Origin of the sequence: Herbaspirillum sp. YR522 (assembly GCF_000282575.1) — a bacterium.
Lineage (GTDB): Bacteria > Pseudomonadota > Gammaproteobacteria > Burkholderiales > Burkholderiaceae_D > Herbaspirillum.
In genome coordinates this window covers 1-26,261 of sequence record NZ_AKJA01000026.1, presented here as the reverse complement: position 1 = coordinate 26,261, position 26,261 = coordinate 1, and the positions used below count along the sequence as shown (strand labels likewise).

The following is a 26,261-nucleotide window of genomic DNA, read 5'->3' as shown; positions in this document are numbered from 1 at the left end:
ACACGATGCGACCAGGGCTCGACGCCGATTCTGTTGCCAGGTGCCGGGCAATGTATGGCCCGCGCCGGCAATTCACTTATTTATCCAAAAGCTTTGAACGTAACGGGGCTCCACCATGCGCAGGTGCCCGATGCGGGATGCGGGATGCGGGATGCGGGATGCGGGGTCTTATTTTCGTACGGTGCCCGCTTGCATGCCCTCTTGCCGTGGCCTCTTGCTACGGCTTCTGCGCTCTGCCAGCGTTGTCCATGCCGACGCGGGCAATGGGCAGCGCGGCGACGGCATGGGCGCTGGTTGGCCAGGGCCGGTACGATGCGAGGCGGTTCGGATCCGGGACCAGCAACGCCAGTGACGACAAGCGCTGCAGACTATCCTGCCAGGCCGGCTGCAGCGGTGCGCCACGGGCATCGCTGCGAGCGGCGCCGGACTGCAACTGCGCGGTCAGGTCGCGCACGATGCTGGCTTGCAAGGGCATGACGTCATGGCGCACCCGCCGGCCCAGTACATACTTGCTCACGGTCGTGTGCTGGCTGGCAGACTGCTGCAGCGATGCACGCGTGAGCAACCCGTCCTGGTAACCCAGCCGCAAGGTGCTCGAGGCCTGGTCCTCGATCTGGTGATAGGTGTAGTTCTGGGATTGGCGGTCGGTTCCGAGCGTGAGCGGCAGATCGGGCTGCAACGCCTCATGGTAGGACGCACTGAGCGCGCTTTGCTGTCGCTGCTCGATCATGCGGTCGGCCCGGCGCCTGCCAGCGATGGTGGTGCGTTGCGACACCTGGTAGGAAAAGCTGTCGGTTTCGCGGCTGTCGAGCGGATTGGGGGAGCCGATGGGCTGCGTCAGCGAGGCGGTGTAATCCAGCAGGCCGCTGAGCACGCCGCGGTCGGTGGCACTGGGCAACAGGGCCTGCGCGCGCGTTCCCGGTGCCGGCGTCGAGGCCTGGCTACCCGCGCCATTGAGCTGGGCAAAGCCCTGCTTGAACATCGCCATCAGGTCGATATCGCCATGCCCATGGCGGGCCGCATCGTCGAACTGCTCCAGGGCGTGTCGAACGGCCTGTCGCTGCTGCTGCGCAGTGCCGGCCAACTTTGCGGTGGACATGTCGACCGACAGCTTCATATTGCCATTGCTGCCACTGGTACGGAGCTCGCGCTTGCCGGCGTCGATCTGCAAATCGATCTGTTGCATGTCGCCGCCCAAGGCGGCATGCAACGACAAGCCGGTCAGCAGCGACGAATGCGCCTGCTGGGCCTGCAGCAGCCTATCCAGGTCCAGTTGCGCCGGCTGCCGCGCCAAGCCATCGATGGCGTGCTGGAAGGCGTCGCCCAAGTCGGACAGGGCGGCGCGCTCCGGGTCGCTCAATGTCCCTTGGGCCAGCGAGACCTTCAGCGCCACGCCATTGAGATCGGACGACAGCTTGATGTCGACTTGCGCCCCGCCGGCGGTGACGATCGACAGCTTGATGCCGTCGGTGGCAAAGTCGTGTAGCTGCAGCCGCTGGGCGGCCTGCACCGCCTCGTCCGATTGCATCGACTGCACCGAGGAAAGCAACGATTGAGAATAGCTCGCGGCGCCGTGACCCAGCTTGTCCAGCATGGCACGACCAAGACCTGCAAAGCGGGCGGCCAGGCCCGTTGCCATGGCATTACGCGCCAGCAGCGCGTCGAGCTCGCCGCCGGGAGAATGTTCCCAGGCCGGGGTAGCGCTGCCGGCAAGGGCGCCGTCCCGGATGGCGTCGTCGCTCATTCCGGCCGCCGAATAGAGTGCCACCTGACGGCTTGCATCCTAGGACAGCGTCACCCGGGTCGAGGCCTGGCTTGCCTGGGTCTGCATCAGCATCCGAGTCTGTGCCGGGCGAGCGCTGCACTCGCCCACGGGCGGCACCGTCGCCGCACTGCTGCGGGTATAGGCGAACACTGGCGAGGTCGTTGCAGGCACGGTCATGTTGCAGGTCGATGGGTGGATCATCCCGACAGGCGTCGGGTCCGGCATTCGGCCGCAGGCGAGAGCGCCGTTTGCTGCACTAACGGCATCGCCTACCAAAGCTTTAGATGTGCATGCCGTGTTGGAACGCGGCGTTCCGATACAGTGCGTCTTCTTGGCAGGCGTCACCGGTGAGCGACCGTCGTTGCGGCTCAGATCGTGCGATGGATGCGGCTGGGCGTGACGGCACGATTGTCGAGGAAGACATGCCCGCGTTCGTAGCCGACGATATCCTCGGGCTCCAGTGCGACATATCCTGCCGGCACTTCGCCCGAGACCGGCGGCGCGACATGGACATAATTGGCAAGCCAGTCGACGTCAGGCGTCACCAGCTGGCCCGCAGCGCGTGCCTCGACCACCGGTCGCGAGGCGTTCCACATGTCGTAGTTGATGTTGAGCCGATACGGCATGGCCGGGACGCCCTCGGTATCGATCCGGAACACCGCGAAGTTGCCGGCGCCGAAGGTGCTGTTGCCGTAATCCACCGCGGCCTGTTGCGTTTCGAGCGAGAACAGGTAGCGATCATGCACCGTGGTGCCACCGCCACCGATGAACATGTCTGGCTCGAACCCCTCGATCTCGGGTGAACGCCCGGCCAGCTCTTCGATGGATTGGACACGATACACATGCGGGATGTCGAGCCGCTCGATCCAGTCCAGCGCATTGAAATAGGGCAGCCCCTGGTGATTGCCGACCTCACCGAACCCCGGCACGGACACGGCCGGAGACGACGGCGGCGTAGCCGGTGCCGAGGGTTCGCCCATCACCGGCTCCTGGCCTGGTGCCCCCCAGCCACGATCGGGTGCCGAAGAAGGCGAGGATGAGCGGGTCGAGGCGGGTGAGACATCATTGGGCTCGGAGGCCGTGTCGGTCGTCGGCGTGCCTGAACGCGAGGGGCTGGGAGAAAGCGTCAGGGTACCGTCGTCCCAGTCGTCGATAGGGTTGTGGGCCCGCTCGGCTTCATCGAGCAGGTCGTCGAACACCGACGGCGGTCGCGGTGCCTCGATCGGGCCCAGAAGGTAACCGATGCGTTGGCCGCCGATGCGCCCTGGCGGATTGAAGAAGGCACTGCGTTCAACGGCGCCGGTCGCCGGCGGACTGGCACGGCGAATGGGGGCGGACAATGCCCCGATCGCGACCGCCACGGCGAGGTTGATACCTGCGCTGACGGCATCCCTGGCGGCGCTGCGACGATCCTGCGCGGCGCCGTCGGCCACCGCCTGGTGTACATCGAGCGCCAGTTCGACGGCCTTGGCGGGAATGAAGAACTCGGGAAACAACTGGCCCAGTACGCGCACGAACTGGGTGCTTTCTTCCTCGATGACCTCGCTGTTGCTCTTGACCAGGCGCTTGATGTCGTCGAGTTCGGCGGCCCTGGTCCGCGCCGCCTGGTCGGCGAAGATATTGCCGTCGATGCGCTGCGGCAGGTAGGCGATCCGGTGCCGCCAGCCACCGGCGGCAATGTCGCCCAGCCATTTCTCGACACCCTGGTAGGTCGATCCGTCCTTGCGGTTGTACAGCGAAAAATGCGTGGTGAGCTCGGCCCTGCCCTGCGCCGTCCTGGCCATGGCCTCGATCCCTTCGCGCAGGGCGTCGAGGTTTGCGTATTCGCGCAAGGCCGGTGCGCCACCTGGCATGATCAGCACCACCCGCGGCCCCGCCCCCTTGAGCCAGGTCATATCCTTGGACGGATAGCTATTGATATCGAACACATGCGCCGTGACCTTGGGCTGCACAGCCTTGCCATCGGCCCGGCGCAACACCTCCTTGAGCATCGCACGCGCCTCGACCGACAAGCCTGCGTGGCTGCGCCATTTGCGAACCTGGGCCTGATAAAGGGTGGCTACGGCCTGTTCGTTGCGATTCCACCAGGCGGTGAGCTTGTCACGGTAGGTGCCGCCGACATCATTGGCGCGAACGCTGCGCTTGAGTTCGCTCGACAACAGGCGTACTTCGTTGTGGCGGCCGAACGAAGTACGGCCTGCACCTTCGGTGTAGACGCCGCTGTTGGCGTCGAGACCATTGGGATCCTCGCCGAGGGCAGCGGGAAAGTTGCGCATCTGCAGGTCGGTCAGCGACATCGAAACGAGCGGGGCACCATGATGCTGCCATCCGTTATAGCTTTCACGGCTGCTGCTGGCACCGCGGAACACGTTGAAATAGGTGCGATCGGCATTCACCCGCAAGCCATGGTCCTGCAACAGCCTGGCCTCGATGGCAGCCCGCGCCTCGTCGCGCAGGACCGGGTGTTCTTGCAGCACGCGCCTTTGCAGGCGGAGGATGTAGCCGGCAGGCTCGCCGCCTGCCGGTTGACCCGCGCGCGTCAGCGGTCTCGAAACAGGTGGTAATCCTTTATGACGCAGGCGCCGATGTGCCAGCTCGGCATAGGCGACCACCTCGCGCGAGCCTGTCGTCGGGCCGGGCCGGGCTGCACCCGACGAAAGACTTACCTGCACGCCCGGCTTTTCCTGGGATGCGCCCCCGCCACGTGTGGCGCGTCCGGACGGCTTGGCCTGGGCAGGTTCGCCAGAGATAAGGGGGCGTTGCGTCGCGTTGATCGGAATGCGCATGGTCATCTGTCCTTTCGAGAAATGGCGCCATCGGTGATTCCCGGCATCACGACGTCGGCAGGCAGGACGCTACTCGTCGTTCGGCACGGCGCGATAGTCTCATCGGCCCATCGGCCTGATCGGCAGGCACTGCGGCCCTGCCCGTTACAGTCCGCCGCGCGGCGTTGTGCTGGCGACCTGCATGCCCGCTTCGATGCGTACCGTTCGAAGATGCTCGACGATATCAGGGCGCTGGCCTTCGAGGCTCAGGTGCACCAGGTCGTCCTGTTCTCGTTGGAAACGCGACCGGATGAACTGTTGCACGCCTGCCGGGTAATCATCGACGATCGGCTGCAGCTGCTCCTGCTGCAGCCGCTGGTAATCCGCGTTATGCCTGCGGTTATTGCCGAACGACACCGTGCGCATGCCAGTGGTATCGACGCGCAGCAAGCGAAAGAACCCATCGTCGCCGTCCAGGCTCGCCCGTATCGCCGATTCTTCGCTCAGGTAGGCCTCGATCGCATTGCCATTGACATCGACCGAGTTGGCAATGTGCCAATCGTCAAGTTGTGGCGCCAGTACCATCGGAGCGGGATTCTCGATGCTGTCTGGCGTGTAGCGTTGCATCAGGTAGATCGTATTGATGTGGCGCCCCTCCAGGAAACCGAATTCGTTCGGTGTATCCAGCGAGGCCAGGTCCAGCTCGGGGCAGGGATGTGGCGGGATCATGCTGTCGGTCTCGACGGCCTGCGGCACTTCGTGTGGCGCGGGTCCCCGTTCGTCACTGCCGGTGTCCTCCTGCGGGCCGAGCAGGTTCAACATCGCCATGTACAGGCGCGTACAGAGGGATTCGCGCCACCCAGGCAACACGTCGCGGTGCGAATTGCTGCCCTGCCTCGGCGCGCAGGCCTGGGCGCCGGCTGGCCAGCCGAAAGCGCGGCGCTCACGTTGCCGGCCGTCGCCGATGGCGCCGCCCTGCAAGGTCTCGACCATGCTTCTGCCATCACGCAACCTGGCAAAGATGCTGTTGGCGGCGCCGAACGACTGGATCCAGAGGTCCAGTTCGGCATCGGTCCGGGCTTCGGCGACCCTCATCGCATGCAGCTTGCCGAGATCGGCGTCCCTGGCCCTGTAGAGCTGTTCGCGGAAGATGGGCTCGTTGATCTGCGTGGCCTTGTAGGCGATCCGTTCATCGTAGCCGCCCGCCTGTATGTCACGCAGCCATTTTTCGACACCCTGGTAGGTTTTCCCGTCGCGCTGGTTGTAGATCGAGAAGTGGCTGTCCAGCACGGCCTGGCCCGCGCCGCTCTGGACCATCTGGCGCAGGTCGGCGCGCATCGCGTCGAGGTTGCGATATTCGCGCAACGGCTGGCGGCTGCCGGGAATGATCAGCACCGTGCGGCCGTCGTCGGCCTGCAGATAGGTCATGTCACTGGAGGGCCAGGTGTTGATGTTGAAGACATAGGCGCGGGCGTCCTGGCCGCCCAGCGATGGGTCGGGATAGCCGGCACACTTGGCCACCATGCCCAGCGCCTTGTCCGATAGCAGGCTGCGGTCCGGCTTGCCGATGAAGCCGGCCAGGTCGCCGGCATAGGCCTGGCGATAGTAGTTGATACGGTCTTCGTACTGTCGGCCGTGGGTGCCGATGTCGCCCAGCCATTTGCGCACGCCCTGGTAGGTCACGCCATCGTTGAGGTTGTAGTCCGAGAAGTGTTGCGACAGCGCACGGCGCCCGGCCGCGGTGGTGGCCATTTCCCGGATATCGGCACGTAGCGCGTCCAGGTTCGCGTACTCGCGGATCGGACGCTCGTCGCCGGGCATGACCAGGATCGCATGCCCGTCGTTGGCCTGCAGCCACGCCATGTCGGTAGACCGTTAGCTGTTGATATCGAATGCGTAGGTGCGGGTGCCATGCGACTTGTGGTCCGGATCGGGATTGCCGGTGGCTTCGGCCAACATGTCGATGGCCTTGTCGGACAGTTTCAGCCTGTGCACCATCTGGTCGGAAATACCCACCGCCCGGGCCGGTGCTTCGGCGCGTCGATGGGTCTGTGCGTAGTGCAGCATTTCGGTCTCGGTGGCCGTTACCAGATAGTTGAAGTTGTCGGACCAGAATTTGCTGAACTTGGCCTGGTATGCGCCAAGGAAGTCGGTTGCCTGGACCGCCTTGACCAGCTGCCCCACCGACAGCGGCACTTCGTTGCGGGCATCGAAACGGTCGGCCCATGCGCCCTCGCGATAGATGCCCAGCTGATGGTGGGGCGTGGCCAGCAAGGCGCGGGTCTGCCTGCTGGAAGCATACAACTGCAATTCCGCCAGGCTGCGCGAGGCCAGCGGGCTGCCGTTATAGGCCAGGCCGCTGCCACCGCTATCGGCGCTGCAGGTGTTGCCGATAGGCTTGTCGAACTTGTTGAGGTAGGTCTGGCTGGCCTGCACATGTACCCCGTAGTCCCGTTTCAGGCGCGCCTCGATGGCCTGCGCCGCGGCATTGCGGATGTCGGGAAAGCGCGACCGCAACGCCGCGATGACCTGCTGCTGCAGGCCCATGAGCGAAGGCGGTCGGGCCGGCCGCGCAACGCCGGTGTTGGCGTAGAGCTGCGGCGCCTCCATGCCGCCGGCGCCGATACGGACCAGGCTGCCGACGGGCGGCGGCGCGCCTTCGCGGATGGACACCGCTTGGTTACCGCAGCCGCCCCGTACCGACGGGGCGGGCTGATGGGTAGGCGAGATCGGGCTGCTGGGGACGGCGATACTGGTCATGGCTTCTCCGGGGACGCTGAAGCGGCGGTATGCACTTCACGGCGGCCATTGTGTTGCGCCCATGCAGGGCGACCGAATCCACACGGCGGTGTTGCGGCGTTTTCCAGAGATTTGTTATTGCGTGCGCATGTCGCAACGAGGTGCCAGGCGGCGATGCGGCGCGCAGCGCCGCGCTTGCCATAACGACAACGGAACCTTGGATTTAGCGACAGAACTTGTGCTGCAGGTCAATTTACTGGATCATCTTGGCACCATACAATGGCAGGTAGCGGGCGTGAGGGAACGACGACAGGATCCGTCGTCGCCGCGCACCATCCCATGTGGCACGCCGCCGGGAAGCGACGGTGGCGGGTAATGCAGCATGGCTCATGCCCACTGCCGTGACCGCGCCCCGCGCGGCCCGATCGTGTACCTGCATGACAACCGACAAGAGCAGCAACATCGAGGAACAGCATGGAACAGGCAACACCGCAACCGCTGTCGTTCGCGTTCGACAGGGCCAGCGGCGAACTCAGCGCAACGTTCACCCCGACACCCGGTTTTCCACCGTTGACACTGGCGTCACTGAAGCAGGCAATGGCGGACAACGGTCTGACCAAGCTGTTCCACCAGGATTCGGTACTGAACGCTTTCGTACGCAAGCTCGACGAAACCAAGCAGCCGCAGACCCAGGTGATTGCACATCGACGCGATGGCGAATTCGCGCTGGAAGTCTCGGACGACCTGATGACCGCTTCGCTGACGCTGGTGGCTCCCTTCGGCGGGCGCGCCAAGAGCGTCGATGTGGTCAATGCGATCCGCGCCCAGGGCATCACCTACGGCATCCTGCACGAGCAGCTGCGCGGCGCGCTGTCGACCGGGTTCTGCAACAAGCTGGTCATCGCGCAGGGCCTGATGCCGACGCCGGCCGAACCGGCCCGCTTCGAAAGCCTGCTCGAAGAGAAGCAGGAAGAGCTGTCCGAGATCGATGAAGATGCCGTGGTCTCCTATGCCGATATGGGTTATCTGCTACTGGTGTCGGCTGGCGATCCGCTGATGCGGCGCATCCCCCCGGTACCCGGCAAGGACGGCATCGATATCAAGGGCGGCAAGGTACCGGCGCGCCCGATCGCAGATATCCAGTTCGCCAAGGAATCGATCGGTGCCGAACCTTCCGCCGATGATCCGGACCTGCTGGTGGCGATGGTGCCGGGCCAGCCCACGGTGATCAAGAACGGCGTCAAGATCAACCCGATCATCGATGTCGAGAACGTCGACCTGTCTACCGGCAACCTGACCTTCGAAGGTACCGTACGGGTCAAGGGCGATGTGATGACCGGCATGAAATTGCACGTCGGTGGCGATGTGATCGTCAGCGGCACGGTCGAGGCGGCCGAGATCGTGGCCGGCGGCAATGTGGTGGTCAAGGGTGGCGTCATCGGCCACAGCGAAGGCGTCACCGCCACCGCCGGCACCACCGCGATTGCCTCGCGCATCAGCGCCAAGGGATCGGTGCAGGTGATGTTTGCCGAGAGCGCCCACATCGAGGCGGCCGACAACATCCTGGTGCTGGGCAACGCCCGCCAGTGCGAACTGCTGGCTGGCAACGAGATCACGGTGGGCAAGGGCAACCCGCGCACCGGACAGATCATCGGTGGGCGCATCGAGGCCACCAATGTCATCCGCGCCAATACCATCGGCGCCTCGACCGGCAACTTCACGCGTGTGCAGGTCGGGCTCGATCCCTACCTGGAAGAAAAGATCGCCATCAAGGAACAGGAATATTCGCGCAAGGTGGCCGAACTCGACCGCACCATCAAGCAGCAGGGCTACTACAAGCTGAACCCGGACAAGGCCACGCCAGAGATCCTGTTCGAGACCAGCGACAAGCGCAAGGCGCTGGCCTATGAAGTCAAGGTGCTGCTGGAAGAAGTGGCCCAGATGAAGGATGGCATGGTGGCCGCCGAGGACGCGCGCATCATCGTCGCCAAGGCAGTCTATGAAGGGGTCGAATTGCGCATCGGGCATGAGGTGTGGCCGGTGCATTCCAACCTCACCGGCGGCACCGCACAACTGTTTGAAGGCGATATCCGCTACAACCCGAAGAAATGAACGACCTGCCCCGGCTCGACGACGAGCAGTTGCGCCAGCTGGCGCAACAGAGCGCTGCCATCACCCAGGCCTGCAACTGCGTCAGCGTCGATGCATCCGGCTGGACCAGCCTGCCCCTTTCGCTGCCCGAGCAGCAACTGCAAGACATCGGCACCCTGCTGCAGGACCCGTACATCGAACCGACCTTCGCCGAATACCATCCGGAGGCGACCCGCTACGCATCGCCCCAGGCGCCGGTGGCGCCCCGCCATTTCCCCTACAACCGCTGCAACCTCGCCCGTTGCACGCGCTGCGCCCGGGTCTACCTGCGCTATACCGAGGCCGGTGGCTATTTCGTCGACCGCCGCATCCGTGCGCTCAACGCCCCCGCACTGATCCACGATCCCACCTGATCCGGTACCTGGCCCGGCGCCTGGTTCAGGTGCGTCGCAACCTGCTGTCCATCAGGATCTGGAACAAGGTATCGGCGGGCCGCGACAGGCGCCGTGCCGTCAGCGCCACATATTCGATATCGGGCAGCGCCGGCAGGCTGGCGTGATTGGTCGGCTGGCACAGGTCGCGCGACGCCAGGTGCTGCGGCAATACCGACAACCCCAGCCCGCCCCGTGCGGCCGCCATGCACCCGGCGTGACTGCCACTGGTACAGACGATGCGCCAGTGATGCCCGCTGCGGCCCAGGGTCTGCAGCGTGGCTGCGCGGGTGATGCTGGGTTCGGGCAACAGGATCAGCGGCAGCGGCTGGCCCAGGTCGACCTGCGTCTCGGGCCGCGTGAGCCATAGCATCGGTGTCGAGAACATGCTGTGGCCGCGCGCTTCGCCGCTGCGTCGCTTGCCCACCAGCAGATCCAGCTTGCCCTGGTCCAGCAGCGCATAGAGGTCGCTGGTGAGACCGATGGTGATTTCGAGTTCGACCTCCGGGTGCTGGGCGCGAAACGCCGCCAGCATATCGGGCAGCGGCCCCATGGCAAGATCGTCGGAAGTGCCGAAACGCACCCGCCCCCGCAACCGGGTGCCGCTGAACTGGGCTTCCGCCCTGGCATGCGCCTCCAGGATCAGGCGCGCATGCACCAGCAAGCCCTCGCCGTCCGGCGTCAGCGCCAGCGAGTGGGTATCGCGCACGAACAGCCGGCGTCCCACGGTTTGCTCCAGGCGGCGGATATGGTCGCTCACGCTCGATTGCGTCAGGCCGAGCTGACGCCCCGCTTCGGTAAAACTGCTGGAAGCGGCGGCCATGGTGAAGGTCTGGAGCCAGGTGGGGTTGAGCATGCTCGATTATCATCGGCATTTGCGTTGACAGTCAACGCTATCAAAGGGGTTCCCGATTACCACAAGGTTTTCTATCATGTGGGCATCTCATCATTGCCACTGCCCGACGTCATGAAACGCTTTCTTCCCGACCGCTTTACCCAACTGCTGATTTGCACCGTGCTGCTGGCGACCTTCCTGCCAGCCACGGGCCGTTTCGAGAACTTCATGCACGTGGCCAGCAACGTCGCCATCTCGCTGCTGTTCTTCCTGCACGGCGCCAAGCTGTCGCGCGAGGCGGCGCTGGCCGGCGCCAAGCAACCCCGGCTGCACCTGCTGACCCTGAGTTCGACCTTCATCCTGTTTCCGCTGCTGGGCCTGGCGCTCAAGGCGAGCGTGCCGGACCTGCTGACGCCGCAATTGTGGATGGGGGTGTTGTTCGTGTGCTGCCTGTCGTCGACGGTGCAGTCGTCGATCGGCTTTACCTCCATCGCGCGCGGCAACGTGCCGGCGGCGATCTGCGGCGCGACCGCGTCGAACTTGCTGGGGATCGTGGTCACGCCGCTGCTGGTGACGCTGCTGCTGCATCGCCACCATGAAGGCAACGGCCTGCAGCAGGTGTTGAGCATCCTGCTGCAGTTGTTGCTGCCGTTCGTGCTGGGCAACCTGCTGCGGCCCTGGATCGGTGGCTGGATCGGACGCCACAAGGTGATCGTCAACGTGGTCGATCGGGGCGGCATCCTGCTGTCGGTCTATGCCGCCTTCAGTGCGGCCGTGGCGCAGGGGGTCTGGCATCTGTTCCCGCCGGCGCAACTGGCGCTGCTGGTGCTGGTCAATGCGGTGCTGCTGGGTTGCGTGCTGCTCATCACCACCACCGGTGCGCGCGCGCTGAAGATGCCGCGTGGCGACGAGATCGTGCTGGTGTTCTGCGGCTCCAAGAAGTCGCTGGCCTCGGGCATCCCGATCGCATCGGTGCTGTTCGCCGGCAGCGGCGCGGCCATCGTGCTGTTGCCGATCATGCTGTTCCACCAGATGCAATTGATGCTATGCGCCATTCTGGCGCGCCGCTACGCCGAGCAACAGGAGCGCCTCGAGGCCCAGCCACAGCCGGTCCTGGCGTCGCAGCCCTAGCACGCCATCAAAAAGTGCATATCCTGATGATGATTCATTCGTTCGCGCAGGGCGTCGCCGCGGTTAGGCTTGTCTGGTCCCAGCCAACCGGCCAAGCCCATGCGCAAGTCATCCGCCCTTCCGACGGCTACGGCCGTCCTCCCTGCCGCCGCCGCGGCATCTTTCTCGCTGGATGACCGCTGCGTGCTGTGCGTGGGCGGCCTGACCGGCGCGCGCAACCATTACCGGGCCGAGATCGAGACCCGCTCGGGCCGCTTCATCCACCACGATGGCGGGCGCGAGGACAACCTGCACCGGCTCACCCCGATGCTGGCGGCGGCCGATATCGTCATCTGCGCCTCCGGCAACATCAGCCACAATGCCTACCACCTGGTCAAGACCACCTGCAAGAAGCTGGGCAAACCCTGCGTACTGGTCAAGGGCACCGGAATCGCCTCCTTCGTGGATGGACTGGGCAGCCTGGCAAGACGCTCGGCACCAGCCGCAGGGCCGTCGCAACGGGGCGAGCGCATGCTCAGGAGCAGTCGCTAGGCGATTACGGCGATTGGAAAAATCACCAAAGCCCCCTACAATCGACTCCCAACGGCGCCGTTGCGGCGCACCACCGGCAACTTGACAGGCCGGCATCCATCCTGGGAGTCCGTTTGCACATCGTAAGTCGTCTGGCCGGCAGCCTGCTGGCATCGGCCTCAATCCTGGCCGCACCGCTGGTACAGGCCGCACCGCAACCGACCTTCGGTTCGGAAGTCGGCAATGCATTGCTGTGCCTGAACCAGCTCAATAGCAAGTATTTCTTCGATTACCTGTATGAAGCCTTTGGCCCGCCCTACAAGACCGAAGGCGGCGCCTACTGGTTCAAGGCCACCAATGTCAGCCTGTGGGGCATGCAGGTCACGGATGTGCTGGTCAATGACGGCAGCAGTCCGGCCGACTTCATCGGTGCCTTCTTCAATACCACCCCGGTCAAGCTGGTCGATGCCATCAGCGGCGCGGTGGGCATCCGCTTCACGCCCGAGGACAACACGCAGTACCCGATGCGCCAGTCGCAGGCCGGCAGCAAGATCGTCTACAACGACGTCAATGCCAAGATGTACTGCGCCAAGTCGAAATACCTGGTGCCGGGCACGCCTGCCGCGCAATAAAAAACCGCGCATCGGCGCGGTTGCTTGCAAGCCGGTTCCGATCCGGGATCAGGACTTGAGCAGGCGACTCCAGATGGCCTGGGTCGGCCCGGCCTGGTTGAGGCTGTAGAAATGCAGGCCGGGCGCGCCGCCCTGCAACAGGCGCTCGCCCAGCTGGGTCACGACGTCCAGCCCGAAGGCCCGGATCGACTCCACGTCATCGCCGTAGCTGGCCAGCTTGAGCCTGACCCAGCGCGGGATCTCGGTGCCGCACATGTCCGAAAAGCGCATCAGCTGCGAATAATTGGTGATCGGCATGATGCCGGCCACCACCGGCACCTGCACGCCCAGCCTGGCGGCGTCGTCGACGAAGCGGAAGTAGGCATCGGCATTATAGAAATACTGGGTGATGGCCGAATCGGCACCAGCCTTGACCTTGCGGACGAAATTTTGCAGGTCATCCTGGGGCGACTTGGCCTGCGGATGCATTTCGGGGTACGCGGCCACCTCGATATTGAACCAGTCGCCGGTCTCGGCACGGACGAATTCGACCAGTTCGTTGGCATAGCGGAATTCGCTGGAAGCCTGGTCCATGGCGCCGTAACCGCTGGGCAGGTCGCCGCGCAGCGCCACCAGGCGCGACACGCCATTGGCCTTGTAGTCCTGCAGTATCGCCCGCAGGCTCTGGCGCGAACTGCCGATGCACGACAAGTGCGGCGCGGCCTCGAAGCCTTCGCCGATGATTTCCAGCACCGTGTCGCGCGTACCCTGCTGGGTCGAGCCGCCGGCGCCGAAGGTGACGGAGAAATACTTGGGCTGCAACGCGTTGAGCTTGGCGCGTGTCACGCGCAGCTTCTCGGTGCCCTCCGCCGTCTTGGGCGGGAAGAATTCGATACTGAAGTTATGCGGCTTCATGATTTGTTTCCGGATTTGAGCAACAGCGTCGACAAAGCCCACGAGACGATGCTGTACAACAGCGCGCCGCCGACTGCCGACCAGAATCCACCCACATGAAAACCACCCACCAGCTGCGCCACCACCCAGAACATCAGTCCATTGATGACCAGGATGAACAGGCCCAGCGTCAACAGCGTTACCGGAAGGGTCAGCACCACCAGGATCGGGCGCACGATGGTATTGACGAAACCGAGAATGAGCGCGGCAATCAGGGCCGCGCCGAAGGTATCGACCTGCACCGAGTGCAACAGGTAAGGCACGGCCAGCAGGGCCACGGCGTTGATCAGCCAGGTCAGTAACAACATCAGCATGGCAATTCCTTTTTTTTCCTCTAGGCTTGTCGATGGGTAAGGCAGGATCATCCGGCCGGGGCCGGATGATCGGGGACGACGATCAGTAACGGTAGTGGTCGGCCTTGTACGGACCTTCCAGCTTGACGCCGATATAGGCCGCCTGCTCTTCGGTCAAGGTGCTCAGCTGGGCGTTGAGCTTCTTGAGTTGCAGGCGTGCGACCTTCTCGTCGAGGTGCTTGGGCAGCGTGTAGACGCCCACCGGATAGTTCTTGGTGTTGACGAACAATTCGATCTGCGCAATGGTCTGGTTGGCGAACGACGAGCTCATCACGTACGAAGGATGGCCGGTGGCGCAACCCAGGTTCACCAGGCGTCCTTCCGCCAGCAGGATGATGCGCTTGCCGTCCGGGAAGATCACGTGGTCGACCTGCGGCTTGATGTTTTCCCAGGTGTACTGCTTCAGCGCGGCGACTTCGATTTCATTGTCGAAGTGACCGATGTTGCAGACGATGGCCTGGTCCTTCATCTTCTTCATGTGCTCATGCGTGATCACATGATAGTTGCCGGTGCAGGTGACGAAGATGTCGCCATGCTCGGCGGCGTAATCCATGGTCACCACGCGATAACCTTCCATGGCTGCCTGCAGCGCGCAGATCGGATCGATCTCGGTGACCCACACCTGCGCCGACAACGCGCGCAAGGCCTGGGCCGAGCCCTTGCCGACGTCTCCGTAGCCGGCCACGATGGCGACCTTGCCGGCGATCATCACGTCGGTGGCGCGCTTGATGCCATCGACCAGCGATTCGCGGCAGCCGTACAGGTTGTCGAACTTGGACTTGGTGACCGAGTCGTTGACATTGATGGCCGGGAAGGCCAGCTTGCCTTCCTTGTGCATCTGGTACAGGCGATGCACGCCGGTCGTGGTTTCCTCGGTGACGCCCTTGATTTCCTTGAGGCGCTTCGAGTACCAGGTTGCGTCCTTGGCCAGGTAGCGCTTGATCGAGTTGAACAGGCACACCGCTTCCTCGGAGTCGGGCTTGTCCAGCACCGAGATGTCCTTCTCGGCACGCGAACCCAGGTGCAACAGCACGGTGGCGTCGCCGCCATCATCGAGGATCATGTTCGAATAGCCGCCATCGGCCCATTCGAAGATGCGGTGGGTGTAGTCCCAGTATTCATCCAGGTTCTCGCCCTTGACCGCGAACACCGGCGTACCGCCTGCGGCGATGGCGGCGGCTGCGTGGTCCTGGGTTGAGTAGATGTTGCAGGATGCCCAACGGACCTTGGCGCCCAACGCTTCGAGCGTCTGGATCAGCACGGCGGTCTGGATGGTCATGTGCAGCGAACCGGTGATGCGCGCGCCCTTGAGCGGTTGCGCGGCGGAAAATTCCTCGCGAATCGCCATCAGGCCCGGCATTTCGGTCTCGGCGATCTTGATTTCCTTGCGGCCCCAGTCGGCCAGGCCGATGTCGGCGATGATGTAATCCTGGAATGCAGCGGTATTGGTAGACATGGCAACGGCGTTATTCACGCCCTCCTTTCGTGTAAACAGAAAAAAAGTAACGTGAGCGCGGTTGCAAGGAACCTCGTCGCGACGAAGCCCTGCTCGCCGCAGCAAGCCTGGCAGGGTGGAATCCTGTCGCAACGCTCCTTGCTGGGACGATACATTGTGGAGTAACTCATCCGTTGCATGCAATGCCACATGCAACGGCTGCCAACATCGTTGGCGGGAGCTGAATTCTAGCGCGCGCCGGGCGAATGTGAAACCCTTGATGTCTTCACATCGGCCGGCGCCGGCTATTTATCCAGTTACAGCCCGGCCGACGCCCGCAGGGCGGCAACCTTGTCGGTACGTTCCCAGCTGAACTCGGGTTCTTCGCGGCCGAAGTGGCCGTAGGCGGCGGTCTTGGCGTAGATCGGGCGCAGCAGGTCGAGCATCTTCACGATGCCCTTGGGGCGCAGGTCGAAATGTTCGCGCACCAGGTCGCCCAGTTGCTCGTCGCTGATCTTGCCGGTGCCGAATGTGGTGACCATGACCGAGGTCGGCTTGGCCACGCCGATGGCATACGACACCTGGATCTGGCAGCGCTCGGCCAGGCCTGCGGCCACGATGTTCTTGGCCACGTAACGACCGGCATAGGCCGCCGAACGGTCTACCTTGGAAGGATCCTTGCCCGAGAACGCGCCACCACCGTGGGGCGCCGCGCCACCGTAGGTGTCGACGATGATCTTGCGCCCGGTCAGGCCGCAATCGCCTTGCGGACCGCCGATGACGAAACGACCTGTCGGGTTGATCAGATAACGGGTGTTCTTGATCCACTCGGCCGGCACCACCGGACGGATGATCTCTTCGATGGCGGCCTCTTCGATGGCCTTGTGTTCCATCTCGGGCGCGTGCTGGGTCGACAGCACGATGGTGTCGATGGCGACCGGCTTGCCGTCGACGTACTTCAAGGTCACCTGCGACTTGGCGTCCGGGCGCAGCCATGGCAGGCGGCCGTCCTTGCGCAGTTGCGACTGGCGCTCGACGATGCGGTGCGCGTAGTAGATCGCCGCCGGCATCAGTTCTGGCGTTTCGTTGCAGGCGTAGCCGAACATCAGGCCCTGGTCGCCGGCACCCTGGTCGAGGTCCAGTCCGCGGCCCTCGTCAACGCCCTGGGCGATGTCGGGCGACTGCTTGTCATAGGCGACCAGTACCGCACAGCTCTTGTAGTCGATCCCGAAGTCGGCGTTGTCGTAACCGATACGCTTGATGGTTTCACGGGCCACATCGATGTAGTCGACGTTGGCGCGGGTGGTGATTTCCCCGGCCAGCACCACCAGGCCGGTGTTGCACAGTGTCTCTGCGGCAACGCGGGACTGCGGGTCCTGGGTGAAGATGGCGTCCAGGATCGCGTCGGAGATCTGGTCGGCTACCTTGTCGGGATGACCCTCGGAGACGGATTCGGAGGTAAAGAGGAAATCGTTGGACATGCAAGCCTCAAACATAAATGATTTAAACGATGTCGCGGCCAATCATCTAGTCGAGCCTGCGACGCTTTAGCGATATTTATACCCCGTCTCGCAAGTTGTCATTAACTCGACGGCATGTGCTATTTTACGCGTCTTGCGTTTTTCTGCAATTTGGCGGTGGTTTTTTCGCCCCCCACTACGTTCGTTATCGGCAAGTATGCTCGTTTCTTTATTCCGTCTTTTGTCATTCCTGCCGTTGCCCGTATTGCATCTGATCGGCATAGCGATGGGATGGCTGGTATTTCTGGCCTCACCGTCCTACCGCCGACGCTTGATCGATAACCTCGGCCGTGCCGGCCATCGCACATATTTATATAAAGCAATCGGCGAAGCCGGCAAGGGCATCTTCGAGCTGCCCTTTATCTGGTGCGCCAATCCGCAACGGGTATTGCGCACCGCGCGCATTGAGGGCTGGGAACTGGTGCAGCAGGCCATGGCCGGTGGACGCGGCGTCATCCTGCTCACGCCCCACCTGGGATGCTTCGAGATCACCGCCCAGGCCGTGGCCAGCAAGACCGCATTGAGCGCGTTGTACCGCCCGCCGCGCAAGGCGGCGTTGAAACCATTGATCGAAGGCGCCCGCGCACGCGCCAACCTCAAGCTGGCGCCTGCCAACCTGGCCGGGGTGCGCATCCTGCTCAAGGCACTGAGGAACGGCGAGGCCATCGGCCTGTTGCCGGACCAGGTCCCCCAGAACGGCGAGGGCGTGTGGGCCGACTTCTTCGGCAAGGCGGCCTACACCATGACCCTGCCGGCCAAGTTGCACCAGATGAGCGGTGCGCCGCTGATCCTGGTCTACGCCGAACGGCTGTCATGGGGACGCGGGTTCGCGACCCGCTTCGTGGCCTTCGATCAGGAACTCGGCGACACGCCCCAGCAACAGGCGCGCGCCATCAACACTGCCATGGAACGACTGGTGGCTCGTTGCCCGGCCCAATATATATGGAGCTATAACCGCTACAAGACCCCGCCGGGGGTCAGTGCGCCGGGAGCATCGTCATGAGGGCATTGCTGCTGGTCATGTGGTTGCTGCACTGGTTGCCGCTGCCGGTGCTGGGCCGCATCGGCGTAGCCCTGGGTTCGCTGCTCTATATGTACATGCGCCCGCGGCGCCGGATCACGCTGATCAACCTGCGCTTGTGCTTTCCCGAGAAAACCGAAGCCGAGCGCCGCGTCATCGCCAGGGGCCACTTCCAGGCCTATGCGCGCAGCGCGCTGGAGCGCGGCATCCTGTGGTGGGCGCCAGAAGCGCGCCTGAAGCGCCTGATCAAGGTCGAGCCGGGGGTGCCTTTCGAGACCATGGACGCCGGCCCGGTCATCATGCTGTGTCCGCATTTCGTGTGCCTGGAGATTCCGGGCATCGCCCTGGTGCTCAACTCGCCCTACTCGGTATGCACCGTCTATGCCCGCCAGCAGAACGAGATCGTCGACCAGGCATTGCTGCGCGGCCGTTCACGCTTTCGCCCGGTGACCCTGCTGTCGCGTGAAAAAGGGATCAAGCCCATCCTGCGCGCAATGCGCGAAGGCAAGCCGTTCATCATGCTGCCCGATATGGATTTCGGCCTGAAGGATGCCGAGTTCGTGCCCTTCTTCGGCGTCCCGGCCGCCACCCTGACGGCGACCGCACGCATTGCGGCAGCCACCGGTGCCAAGGTGGTCCCGGCCATCACCACCTTCCTGCCCGACTACCAGGGCTGGAAGACCACCTTCTACCCGGCTTGGGAGGATTATCCGGGTGACGACATCAGCCTTGCCACGCGCCGCATGAACGCCTTCATCGAAGCGCGTGTACGGGAAGCGCCGGAACAGTATTTCTGGGCCCACAAGCGCTTCAAGACGCGCCCGCCCGGCACGCCCGACGTCTATGCCAAGCCGCCCAAGGCATGATCGCTGCCGCCCGCGATCTGGCAGTCCTTCTATAATGAAGTCATGAAGATCAAATTCACCAAGATGCACGGCGCGGGCAACGACTTTGTCGTGCTCGACGCCACCCGCGCGCCGATTGCGCTGACCCCGGCGCAATGGAAATTCATTGCCGACCGGCATTTCGGCATCGGTGCCGATCAGATGCTGGTGGTCGAGCGCGCCCGGCATGCGGGTATCGATTTCCGTTACCGGATCTACAACGCCGATGGCGGCGAGGTCGAGCAATGCGGCAACGGCGCGCGCGCCTTCGTCAAGTACGTCACCGACAAGGGCTTGACCGACAAGCGGGCCATCCGCGTCGAGACCATGTCGGGCGTGATCGAGCCGCGGCTGGAAGACGATGGCCGCATCACCGTCGACATGGGTACGCCAGTGCTGGACCCGCAGCAAGTCCCGTTCGACAACAGCGGGCTTGCCGGGCGCAGCGAAGGCAGCGACACCTTGTGGCCTCTGGAGGTGGCCGGCCAGCAGACCTGGATCTCGGTGGTATCGATGGGTAACCCCCATGCGGTGCAGGTGGTTGCCGACAGCCAGGCCGCACCGGTGCTCACGCAGGGGCCGCTGATCGAGCGTCATGCGCGCTTTCCCAAGCGCGTCAACGCCGGCTTCATGCAGGTGGTCGATCGCCATCACGTGAACCTGCGAGTCTACGAACGGGGCGCTGGCGAAACATTGGCGTGTGGCACTGGCGCCTGTGCGGCGGTGGTGGCCGGCATCCGGCGCGGCCTGCTCGATTCACCGGTAGCGGTGCAGACCCACGGCGGGGTGCTCAGCATCGCATGGCATGGCGCTGGCCAGCCAGTGTTGATGACAGGGCCCGCGGTGACGGTGTTCGAGGGCGAGATCGACCTGCCTGACTGAGCACGTCAAGACACGTCAAGATACGTCAGGGCACGTCACTGTCGCATCAGCGCGAAACGACAAGGGCTCACCAGCGGGTGAGCCCTTGTCGTCTACAACGCCTGATCCGGTGTCAGACCGTGACTTCCTGGTCTTCGCCCTCTTCGACGGCCGCCTCGGGCAGCACCGTCTTGAGCCGATACAGCCGTTGCCGGTAATTGCCTTCCGGTCCGCTGGGGCTGCAATCGACATCTTCGAACAGGCGCGCAATACGGTTCAGTACGCCACGCTGCTCGCCAGTCTCGACCAGGATCAGGCGTCGCTTGCTGCGCGCATAATGCGGCCGGATATCGACCATCAGGCAATGGCCGCAGTCGGCCTGCTTCAAATCGATCAACAGCGCTTCGGGACGCGTCAGGCCGAATATGGATGCCAGTTCGATGCGCGCCACCAGGAACGGGTAGGCGTTGCTCAACTCCCGTGTGAGCTGGCCACGTGCCTGCATTGCCCAGGGCGCAGGCAGCGGCAGGTCTGCCACCTTCGCCAGTAGCGACTGTGCCTGCTGATTGCCCTGGCTGGCGGCCTTTTGCAACCAATACAGCGCCCGTACATCATTGGCTGCGTCGTCGCGCCGGTTGCGCCAGGCCGTCACCCCGCACTCCAGCTGGGCGGTGGCATGCCCCATTTCGGCGGCGCGCTCCAGATGGTGCTGGACATCGACCAGGTTGCGCTGGGAGAACTCCGGCTTGAGGTAGATCCGGGACAACGCATACCAGGCACTGGCCAACCCCTGCTCGCCTGCCAGCGTCAGCCAGCGAACCGCCTTCTTGTAATTGGCTGAGCCCTGCCCAGGGAAGCTGCGCGCGCCCGTCGCATCCATGCGGGCATACAACAACCCCAGCGCCAGTTGCGCGTCCCGGTCACCGGCCAGCGCGGCCAGTTCCAGCATTTGCTGCACATGGGCCAGGTCGGCACGCTTGTCGTCCAGGTGCAGTTGCGCCAGCCGTACCAGCAGCTGGATATTTTGCGCTCCCAGGCTGGTCGCCAACATCTCGGCCGGGGCATTGAGTTGCCGCAGCAAGGCATCGTACTGGCGCAGCAGGGCATCGGCCAATGGCTGGGCGCGCAGGCGGAATCCGGGAAAATCCGATTGACGCCAGGCCGCATCGGCCAGCGCATGCTGCGCCTGCTCCACCCCGGCGTCGGCCGCGCGACGGGTCCACTGCTGCGTATCCTCGGCAGCGCCCGACATGGGCGACGGCCCTGTGGCCTCGGCCGTCTCCACCGTGGCCGACTGCTGGGCCAGCAGCCACTGGGCATCGGCATCGCCTTCGCGCGCCACCGCCTCCAGCGCCCTGATGGCCTTCTTCTTGAGCTCGGCGCTGATGTGCGCCACATTGCCCAGCACCAGCCGTGCAAACACCAGGCCGGCCTTGGACAGGCCGGCGTCAAAGGCACGCTCATACCAAAGCGCGGCTTCGTGGGGCTGGGACAGCGGTACCACCACTTCATAGGGGATATGTTGCGCAATCAACATCCAGGCGTCGGCCAGGCCTTGCCGCGCGGCACGCTCGAGCCAATGGAATGCGGTACCCAGGCTCTGCGGCAAGCCGTTGCCGCCAAACAGGTAGCGCTTGCCCAAGGTCAGCTGCGCATCGGCCTGGCCGGCGCGGGCGGCCCGGATAATTGCCAGATCTTCTCTATTAGCCATCAACCTTCCAGATAGATCAGAAAACCAAAATTATGCCCCACAATCCAGATTTTTTTAAAATCGATCCCAAATACCGGGAAATGAATCGTTTTAACAACATTCCATGAAGCTGGCCACTCGACTTCAAGTTGTGGGCGGCGAGGCCGATAACATGGAGGCCAGGTAAACAAAAAAGTGCCTTTCGAGCATTCTCTCGATGGAAAGCGTTTGCAAAAAACAACACTCAGCCGGTTGTTTCGCGCTTTCAACCAAAATTTCAGCCGCCAAACGACCAATCTGCGGCCATGCCAAATGAGAACCCTTAATGTCTCACCATCCGACAAGAAGTACGGATCCTCAAGACTATTTTTATAGAAGGATGTCAAATGAAAAAATCTCTGCTGGCACTGGCCGTTCTCGGCGCGTTCGCAGGTGCTGCTCAAGCACAAAGCTCCGTTACTATCTACGGTATCGTTGATACTGGCGTTGTGTACCAAAGCAAGGTTGCTACCAATGCAACTGGTGGCACTGGCAGCAAGTTCGGCATCAATTCCGGCGTGATCCAAGGCTCGCGCATCGGTTTCAAGGGCGTTGAAGATCTGGGCGGCGGTCTGTCGGCCGTGTTCAACCTGGAAACCGGTTTCAACAATGACAACGGCGCCCTGAACGGCCAAGATCCAGGTTCGACCAACCTGTTCCGTCGCAAGTCGGTCGTTGGTCTGGCTGGTGGCTTCGGTACCGTGCTGCTGGGTCGTCAAACCGACTACGCTGACACCATCTCGGCTTACACTTCGGTTGCTGACTTCGGCGGCCTGACCGGCAACGTCGGCCACAACCTGGACCGCCTGGAAGGTACACGTACCAACAATTCGGTTTCCTACACCACCGCTAACCTGAGCGGCTTCACCGGTAACCTGATCTACGGTTTCGGCGAAACTGCAGGCAAGACTTCGGCTGGTCAATCGTACGGCGCTGGCCTGAAGTACGACAACGGTCCTCTGGGTCTGGGCTTGAACTACTACCAATCGAAGGCTGGCACTACAGCCTCTGACACTAGCCTGCTGTCGACCGCTGCAGCAATCGCAGCCGCCAACCAAGGCAACACCGCATACAAGGGCTGGAACGTTGTTGGTTCGTATCAGTTTGGCCCAGCACGCGTGTACGGTAACTGGTCGCGCGTCAAGCAAGACCTGAGCACCCAAGCAAACATCGGCGCAGCTGCTCCTCTGTCGGCAGTGAACAACCGCACTCTGGCTCGCACCAACAAGGCTGACATCTACGAACTGGGTACCGCATGGTCCCTGACTCCTTCGCTGAAGCTGCTGGGTGCAGTTACCCACACTCGCGCTCAGTTCGATGGCGTCAACGGCAAGGGCAAGCTGACCCAAGTGTCCCTGGGCACCGACTACTGGCTGTCGAAGCGTACCGACCTGTACGCATTCGTGGCTAACATCCGCGCCAAGGACATGGTCAACACCGGCGTGTATGACAGCCCAGCTAACGACAACAACCAAACTGCTGTCGCTGTTGGTATCCGTCACAAGTTCTAATTCGAGGAGTTGAAGTCCGGCATGCAGATGCCGGGCATCAGGACTTGAGTTAAAGCTGAAACGGGCCTGCATGAGAAATCATGCAGGCCCGTTTCGTTTATGGCGCCGCTTTGCGCACCAGCAATTGTCAGCCCCCCTTTAAGCGAGGATAATCTCGCCATATTTATCGCATGGACCCGGCAATGGCCGCCATGCAGACCACACACCTAGAACAAGATTGCGATGACCACCCCACTGGACTCAGGACTGATTGCCGAATACCTGCTCGACCACCCTCACTTCTTCGAGGAGCACGCGGAGCTGCTTTCGACCGTCAAGTTGACCAGCCCGGTCATGGGGCGCGCCGTGTCGCTGCAAGAGCGCCAGATGGAAATCCTGCGCGAGAAGATCAAGGTGCAGGAACTGCACATGTCGGACCTGATGCGCATCGCCCAGGAAAACGACGAAATCACCAGCAAGTTCCAGGCATGGACCCGGGCCTTGCTGCTGGCGCGCAACGAAGCCGACCTGCCGCGCGTGCTGTGCGAGCGCCTGCAGGAGATCTTCCATGTGCCGCAAGTCACGTTGCGTCTGTGGAACCTGGCCCAAACCGGCGGCGACGCCTGGTTCACCCAGTCGGTCTCGGAGGATGCGCGCATCTTCGCCAATGGCCTGACCGCACCGTTCTGCGGCGCCAACAAGGAATTCGAAGCCGCCGGCTGGCTGGAAGACGCCGCTTCGGTCAAGTCGGTCGCGATCCTGCCGCTGCGCGGGGGCGCCTCGACCGAGACCTTCGGCCTGCTGGTGCTGGGTTCGGCCGATCCGGGCCGCTTCACCGCCGACATGGGTACCGACTTCCTGACCCGCATCGCCGAAACCGGCAGCGCTGCATTGGCTTGCCTGCTGCGCTGAACCCGATGGCGCCATGGTCAAGCCCGGATCTGCACCCCCAGCGCCAATCCAGCACTACCTGGACATGCTGCGCACGCAGCGCAAGCTGTCGCCCCACACGGTAGAGGGCTACGGACGCGACCTGCACGAATTGCAGGCCCTGCTGTGCGCGGCCAGCGCGCAGCCCCCGGACTGGCTGGCCGTGCGCCAGTTCCAGATCCGCAAATGTGCCGCCCAGCTGCATGCGCGCGGCCTCAATGCGCGCTCGATCTCGCGCAAGCTGTCTGCCTGGCGCGGTTTCTTTGGCTGGCTCTCGAGCGAGCACGAGATCGCCAGCAATCCTGTCGATGGCGTCAAGTCGCCCAAGAAGAGCAAGCCCTTGCCCAAGGCAATGGGCGCCGACGACACCATCCGCCTGGTATCGCACCGCGACCCCGCCAAACCGGATGATTCCACCCTGGCCGCCTGCAACCAGGCCATGTTCGAGCTGCTCTACTCGAGCGGCTTGCGGGTCTCGGAGCTGGCCAGCCTGGACCTGGTCGATGTGCGCGCCAACGGCTACCAGTCGGCCAGCTGGATCGACCTCGACGAAGCCGAGGTGACGGTCACCGGCAAGGGCGGCAAGCAACGCAAGGTGCCGGTCGGACGCGCTGCCCTGCAGGCCATCGCGCATTGGCTGCCCTTGCGCGCCAACCTGGTCAAGGCCGATAGCGGGGCCCACGGCCATGCCCTGTTCCTGACCGAGCGCGGCACCCGCATGTCGCCGCGCGTGATCCAGTTGCGCCTCAAGGCGCACGGGCGCGGCGCCGGCATGGCCAGCGATGTCCACCCGCACATGCTGCGCCACTCGTTCGCCTCGCATGTGCTGCAAAGCTCGGGGGACCTGCGGGCCGTGCAGGAGATGCTGGGCCACGCTTCCATCAGCGCCACCCAGGTCTATACCGCGCTCGACTTCCAGCGCCTGGCACAGGTCTACGACCAGGCCCATCCACGGGCCCGCAAGACGGGTGGCAAATAATCGGGGCGCCGGCAGGCAAGGACCGGCATGGGCTAGAATAGCGGGTAGTCCGGCCGCTCCCGGCCAGCCCTGTCCCGACCTTGCACATGAAAGCCAAAGCCATCACGCACCCTGCCAGCCACGACCACGGCGCCGCCTCGACCCAGGCCTTGGCCCAGGCCCAGCTGCGCGAAGCCGGCGTGCGCGTCACCCAGGCCCGCGTCAATGTGCTGGGCGCCTTGCTGGAAACCCGTAGCGCGGCGTCGCACCAGGACATCCAGGACCGCTTTGCCGACATGGACCGGGTCACCCTTTATCGGGCGCTGGACTGCCTCACCGAGGCCGGCCTGGCCCACAAGATCTCCAGCGACGACCGCATCTTCCGCTACAGCGTCGGTGCCGACCATGGCGAACATGGCCTGCATGATCACGCGCACGGCAAGCAGCACCAGCACGGCCATTTCAAGTGCACGCGCTGTGCCCGCGTGTTTTGCCTCGATGGCAGCGACGGCTCTGAATTCCTCAACACCGTATTGGCCGACGACGGCCGCCAACGCCCGCCGGCGGCACAATTGCAGAATGCCTTGCGCAAGACCCTGGGCCGGGGCTTCCAGAGCCATGAGGTCGAACTGACCATCAAGGGCTGGTGCGCCGACTGCGCCGACTGAACCCTATTTTCCTCGCACCACGCCCAAGGCCGCCAGCCGGCGCGGCAGCTGGCGCACCGAACTGACCTTCACATCGACATAGGCCGGATGACGATCGCGCACGCGGCGCGCGCTCATGTGCGCCAGGTGCGGGTCGCCGATCATGTACTGGGTGACCCAGGCGGTGCGCACCCCCAGTTCGCGCGCGGTCTTGAGGTTGGCCACCGTGTCTTCGACCAGGATGCAATCACGCGCCCTGACCTTTTCGCGGGCCAGCAGCTTGCGCAGCATCAGGCGCGACGGCTTGGGGCGCAATTGTCGATGCACCTGCATCGATTCGATCGAGATGTGCTGCGAAAAATGGCGATGCAGGCGCAGGTGGCGCACCAGTTGCCGCGAATAGCGCTGCGGAGCATTGGTGAGCAATATCTTGCGACCCGGCAATTGCCGCAGCCAGCGCCCGATGCCACGCTCGGCCCGGACCATGCCGGGCAGATCGTCGAAGCGATGGGCCTCATGCAGGAAGTCATCGATACGCACACCATGATGGCGCACCATGCCCAGCAGCGTGGCGCCGTACAGCCGCCAGTAATGGCGGGGC

Annotated in this window: 23 protein-coding genes, 1 pseudogene and 1 riboswitch; of the genes and pseudogenes, 12 read left to right on the top strand and 12 right to left on the bottom strand. The window is 63.7% G+C overall.

Features of this window, described 5'->3' with window-relative positions:
* Window positions 1-217: 217 nt before the first annotated feature.
* The 5 genes and pseudogenes from PMI40_RS04835 to PMI40_RS04820 all read right to left on the bottom strand — a co-directional run.
* Window positions 218-1,744, bottom strand: a complete 1,527-nt coding sequence (locus PMI40_RS04835; RefSeq protein ID WP_008112718.1) for a hypothetical protein — start codon at window positions 1,742-1,744, stop codon at window positions 218-220.
* Window positions 1,745-1,783: 39 nt separating this feature from the next.
* Window positions 1,784-1,942 carry a hypothetical protein gene (locus PMI40_RS23700; protein WP_008112716.1) on the bottom strand — a complete coding sequence of 53 codons (159 nt, stop codon included), beginning with the start codon at window positions 1,940-1,942 and terminating at the stop codon, window positions 1,784-1,786.
* A 191-nt stretch (window positions 1,943-2,133) separates the two neighbouring features.
* Window positions 2,134-4,242, bottom strand: coding sequence for a dermonecrotic toxin domain-containing protein (locus PMI40_RS04830; protein ID WP_040501673.1), 2,109 nt, complete (start codon window positions 4,240-4,242; stop codon window positions 2,134-2,136).
* A 453-nt stretch (window positions 4,243-4,695) separates the two neighbouring features.
* Entirely contained in the window at window positions 4,696-6,198 is a 1,503-nt protein-coding gene (locus PMI40_RS04825) for a dermonecrotic toxin domain-containing protein (protein ID WP_369770699.1), read from the bottom strand.
* Window positions 6,199-6,240: 42 nt separating this feature from the next.
* Window positions 6,241-7,077 (bottom strand): annotated as a pseudogene (locus tag PMI40_RS04820) (dermonecrotic toxin domain-containing protein); the annotation flags it as partial.
* A gap of 666 nt (window positions 7,078-7,743) precedes the next feature.
* On the opposite strand from PMI40_RS04820, the gene PMI40_RS04815 reads away from it, so the two are divergent.
* Together PMI40_RS04815 and PMI40_RS04810 are read left to right on the top strand one after the other, a co-directional pair.
* Complete coding sequence (locus tag PMI40_RS04815) at window positions 7,744-9,381, top strand: DUF342 domain-containing protein (RefSeq protein ID WP_008112710.1); 1,638 nt, start codon at window positions 7,744-7,746, stop codon at window positions 9,379-9,381.
* Window positions 9,378-9,773, top strand: a complete 396-nt coding sequence (locus tag PMI40_RS04810; protein WP_008112709.1) for a hypothetical protein — start codon at window positions 9,378-9,380, stop codon at window positions 9,771-9,773. Before PMI40_RS04815 ends, PMI40_RS04810 begins: the two co-directional genes overlap by 4 nt.
* Before the next feature lie 25 nt (window positions 9,774-9,798).
* Here PMI40_RS04810 and PMI40_RS04805 read toward each other — a convergent pair whose 3' ends face one another.
* Window positions 9,799-10,647: a LysR family transcriptional regulator gene (locus tag PMI40_RS04805; protein ID WP_008112708.1), complete on the bottom strand. Its 849-nt coding sequence runs from the start codon at window positions 10,645-10,647 to the stop codon at window positions 9,799-9,801.
* Between the two features lie 111 nt (window positions 10,648-10,758).
* Here PMI40_RS04805 and PMI40_RS04800 point away from each other — a divergent pair, with 111 nt between their 5' ends.
* The 3 genes from PMI40_RS04800 to PMI40_RS04790 all read left to right on the top strand — a co-directional run bounded on the left by PMI40_RS04800 (window position 10,759) and on the right by PMI40_RS04790 (window position 12,899).
* Window positions 10,759-11,757: a bile acid:sodium symporter family protein gene (locus tag PMI40_RS04800; RefSeq protein ID WP_008112707.1), complete on the top strand. Its 999-nt coding sequence runs from the start codon at window positions 10,759-10,761 to the stop codon at window positions 11,755-11,757.
* A 99-nt stretch (window positions 11,758-11,856) separates the two neighbouring features.
* Window positions 11,857-12,288, top strand: coding sequence for a DUF2325 domain-containing protein (locus tag PMI40_RS04795; RefSeq protein ID WP_008112706.1), 432 nt, complete (start codon window positions 11,857-11,859; stop codon window positions 12,286-12,288).
* A 113-nt stretch (window positions 12,289-12,401) separates the two neighbouring features.
* Window positions 12,402-12,899, top strand: coding sequence for a hypothetical protein (locus PMI40_RS04790; RefSeq protein ID WP_008112704.1), 498 nt, complete (start codon window positions 12,402-12,404; stop codon window positions 12,897-12,899).
* Window positions 12,900-12,947: 48 nt separating this feature from the next.
* On the opposite strand, the gene metF is transcribed toward PMI40_RS04790, so the two are convergent.
* The 4 genes from metF to metK form a co-directional block, all read right to left on the bottom strand.
* Complete coding sequence (gene metF / locus PMI40_RS04785; RefSeq protein WP_008112702.1) at window positions 12,948-13,793, bottom strand: methylenetetrahydrofolate reductase [NAD(P)H]; 846 nt, start codon at window positions 13,791-13,793, stop codon at window positions 12,948-12,950.
* Window positions 13,790-14,143, bottom strand: coding sequence for a phage holin family protein (locus tag PMI40_RS04780; protein ID WP_040501675.1), 354 nt, complete (start codon window positions 14,141-14,143; stop codon window positions 13,790-13,792). The genes metF and PMI40_RS04780 overlap by 4 nt, the downstream gene beginning before the upstream one ends.
* Window positions 14,144-14,228: 85 nt before the next feature.
* A complete protein-coding gene (gene ahcY, locus PMI40_RS04775; RefSeq protein WP_040501672.1) occupies window positions 14,229-15,641 on the bottom strand; it encodes an adenosylhomocysteinase in 1,413 nt (470 codons plus the stop codon).
* A 46-nt stretch (window positions 15,642-15,687) separates the two neighbouring features.
* A riboswitch (S-adenosyl-L-homocysteine riboswitch) is annotated at window positions 15,688-15,787 on the bottom strand.
* 150 nt (window positions 15,788-15,937) lie between these two features.
* The gene (gene metK, locus PMI40_RS04770; protein WP_008112697.1) at window positions 15,938-17,101 is read right to left on the bottom strand and encodes a methionine adenosyltransferase; all 1,164 of its coding nucleotides are present in this window, start codon (window positions 17,099-17,101) and stop codon (window positions 15,938-15,940) included.
* A 196-nt stretch (window positions 17,102-17,297) separates the two neighbouring features.
* Between metK and PMI40_RS04765 the strand changes: the two genes are divergently transcribed.
* Genes PMI40_RS04765 through dapF form a run of 3 tightly spaced genes read left to right on the top strand, consistent with a single transcriptional unit; the run spans window position 17,298 to window position 19,927 of the window.
* On the top strand, window positions 17,298-18,143 hold the full coding sequence (locus tag PMI40_RS04765; RefSeq protein ID WP_008112695.1) for a lysophospholipid acyltransferase family protein: 846 nt from the start codon (window positions 17,298-17,300) through the stop codon (window positions 18,141-18,143).
* On the top strand, window positions 18,140-19,027 hold the full coding sequence (locus tag PMI40_RS04760; protein WP_008112694.1) for a lipid A biosynthesis acyltransferase: 888 nt from the start codon (window positions 18,140-18,142) through the stop codon (window positions 19,025-19,027). Before PMI40_RS04765 ends, PMI40_RS04760 begins: the two co-directional genes overlap by 4 nt.
* Window positions 19,028-19,069: 42 nt before the next feature.
* Window positions 19,070-19,927: a diaminopimelate epimerase gene (dapF, locus tag PMI40_RS04755; protein WP_008112691.1), complete on the top strand. Its 858-nt coding sequence runs from the start codon at window positions 19,070-19,072 to the stop codon at window positions 19,925-19,927.
* Window positions 19,928-20,039: 112 nt separating this feature from the next.
* Here dapF and PMI40_RS04750 read toward each other — a convergent pair whose 3' ends face one another.
* Window positions 20,040-21,617 carry a tetratricopeptide repeat protein gene (locus PMI40_RS04750; RefSeq protein WP_008112688.1) on the bottom strand — a complete coding sequence of 526 codons (1,578 nt, stop codon included), beginning with the start codon at window positions 21,615-21,617 and terminating at the stop codon, window positions 20,040-20,042.
* 365 nt (window positions 21,618-21,982) lie between these two features.
* Here PMI40_RS04750 and PMI40_RS04745 point away from each other — a divergent pair, with 365 nt between their 5' ends.
* The 4 genes from PMI40_RS04745 to PMI40_RS04730 all read left to right on the top strand — a co-directional run bounded on the left by PMI40_RS04745 (window position 21,983) and on the right by PMI40_RS04730 (window position 25,681).
* On the top strand, window positions 21,983-23,146 hold the full coding sequence (locus PMI40_RS04745) for a porin (RefSeq protein WP_008112686.1): 1,164 nt from the start codon (window positions 21,983-21,985) through the stop codon (window positions 23,144-23,146).
* A gap of 222 nt (window positions 23,147-23,368) precedes the next feature.
* A complete protein-coding gene (locus PMI40_RS04740; RefSeq protein ID WP_008112685.1) occupies window positions 23,369-24,037 on the top strand; it encodes a DUF484 family protein in 669 nt (222 codons plus the stop codon).
* Between the two features lie 13 nt (window positions 24,038-24,050).
* Complete coding sequence (gene xerC / locus PMI40_RS04735; protein WP_040501671.1) at window positions 24,051-25,034, top strand: tyrosine recombinase XerC; 984 nt, start codon at window positions 24,051-24,053, stop codon at window positions 25,032-25,034.
* Between the two features lie 86 nt (window positions 25,035-25,120).
* Window positions 25,121-25,681 (top strand): Fur family transcriptional regulator, encoded by a 561-nt coding sequence (locus PMI40_RS04730; RefSeq protein ID WP_008112681.1) that lies wholly within the window; start codon window positions 25,121-25,123, stop codon window positions 25,679-25,681.
* Between the two features lie 3 nt (window positions 25,682-25,684).
* Here the strand turns inward: PMI40_RS04730 and PMI40_RS04725 are convergent.
* The coding region (locus tag PMI40_RS04725) for an HAD-IA family hydrolase (protein WP_008112678.1) at window positions 25,685-26,261 on the bottom strand (577 nt) is incomplete at its 5' end.

What these genes read in the sequence shown, in the direction of transcription:
- PMI40_RS04810 (WP_008112709.1), top strand. Translation starts at nt 9,378, where the DNA reads ATGAACGACCTGCCCCGGCTCGACGACGAGCAGTTGCGCCAGCTGGCG.
- PMI40_RS04740 (WP_008112685.1), top strand. Translation starts at nt 23,369, where the DNA reads ATGACCACCCCACTGGACTCAGGACTGATTGCCGAATACCTGCTCGAC.
- PMI40_RS23700 (WP_008112716.1), bottom strand. Translation starts at nt 1,942, where the DNA reads ATGACCGTGCCTGCAACGACCTCGCCAGTGTTCGCCTATACCCGCAGC.
- PMI40_RS04730 (WP_008112681.1), top strand. Translation starts at nt 25,121, where the DNA reads ATGAAAGCCAAAGCCATCACGCACCCTGCCAGCCACGACCACGGCGCC.
- PMI40_RS04800 (WP_008112707.1), top strand. Translation starts at nt 10,759, where the DNA reads ATGAAACGCTTTCTTCCCGACCGCTTTACCCAACTGCTGATTTGCACC.
- PMI40_RS04805 (WP_008112708.1), bottom strand. Translation starts at nt 10,647, where the DNA reads ATGCTCAACCCCACCTGGCTCCAGACCTTCACCATGGCCGCCGCTTCC.
- PMI40_RS04745 (WP_008112686.1), top strand. Translation starts at nt 21,983, where the DNA reads ATGAAAAAATCTCTGCTGGCACTGGCCGTTCTCGGCGCGTTCGCAGGT.
- ahcY (WP_040501672.1), bottom strand. Translation starts at nt 15,641, where the DNA reads ATGTCTACCAATACCGCTGCATTCCAGGATTACATCATCGCCGACATC.
- PMI40_RS04765 (WP_008112695.1), top strand. Translation starts at nt 17,298, where the DNA reads ATGCTCGTTTCTTTATTCCGTCTTTTGTCATTCCTGCCGTTGCCCGTA.
- dapF (WP_008112691.1), top strand. Translation starts at nt 19,070, where the DNA reads ATGAAGATCAAATTCACCAAGATGCACGGCGCGGGCAACGACTTTGTC.
- PMI40_RS04750 (WP_008112688.1), bottom strand. Translation starts at nt 21,617, where the DNA reads ATGGCTAATAGAGAAGATCTGGCAATTATCCGGGCCGCCCGCGCCGGC.
- PMI40_RS04795 (WP_008112706.1), top strand. Translation starts at nt 11,857, where the DNA reads ATGCGCAAGTCATCCGCCCTTCCGACGGCTACGGCCGTCCTCCCTGCC.
- PMI40_RS04760 (WP_008112694.1), top strand. Translation starts at nt 18,140, where the DNA reads ATGAGGGCATTGCTGCTGGTCATGTGGTTGCTGCACTGGTTGCCGCTG.
- PMI40_RS04835 (WP_008112718.1), bottom strand. Translation starts at nt 1,744, where the DNA reads ATGAGCGACGACGCCATCCGGGACGGCGCCCTTGCCGGCAGCGCTACC.
- metF (WP_008112702.1), bottom strand. Translation starts at nt 13,793, where the DNA reads ATGAAGCCGCATAACTTCAGTATCGAATTCTTCCCGCCCAAGACGGCG.
- PMI40_RS04815 (WP_008112710.1), top strand. Translation starts at nt 7,744, where the DNA reads ATGGAACAGGCAACACCGCAACCGCTGTCGTTCGCGTTCGACAGGGCC.
- metK (WP_008112697.1), bottom strand. Translation starts at nt 17,101, where the DNA reads ATGTCCAACGATTTCCTCTTTACCTCCGAATCCGTCTCCGAGGGTCAT.
- xerC (WP_040501671.1), top strand. Translation starts at nt 24,051, where the DNA reads ATGGTCAAGCCCGGATCTGCACCCCCAGCGCCAATCCAGCACTACCTG.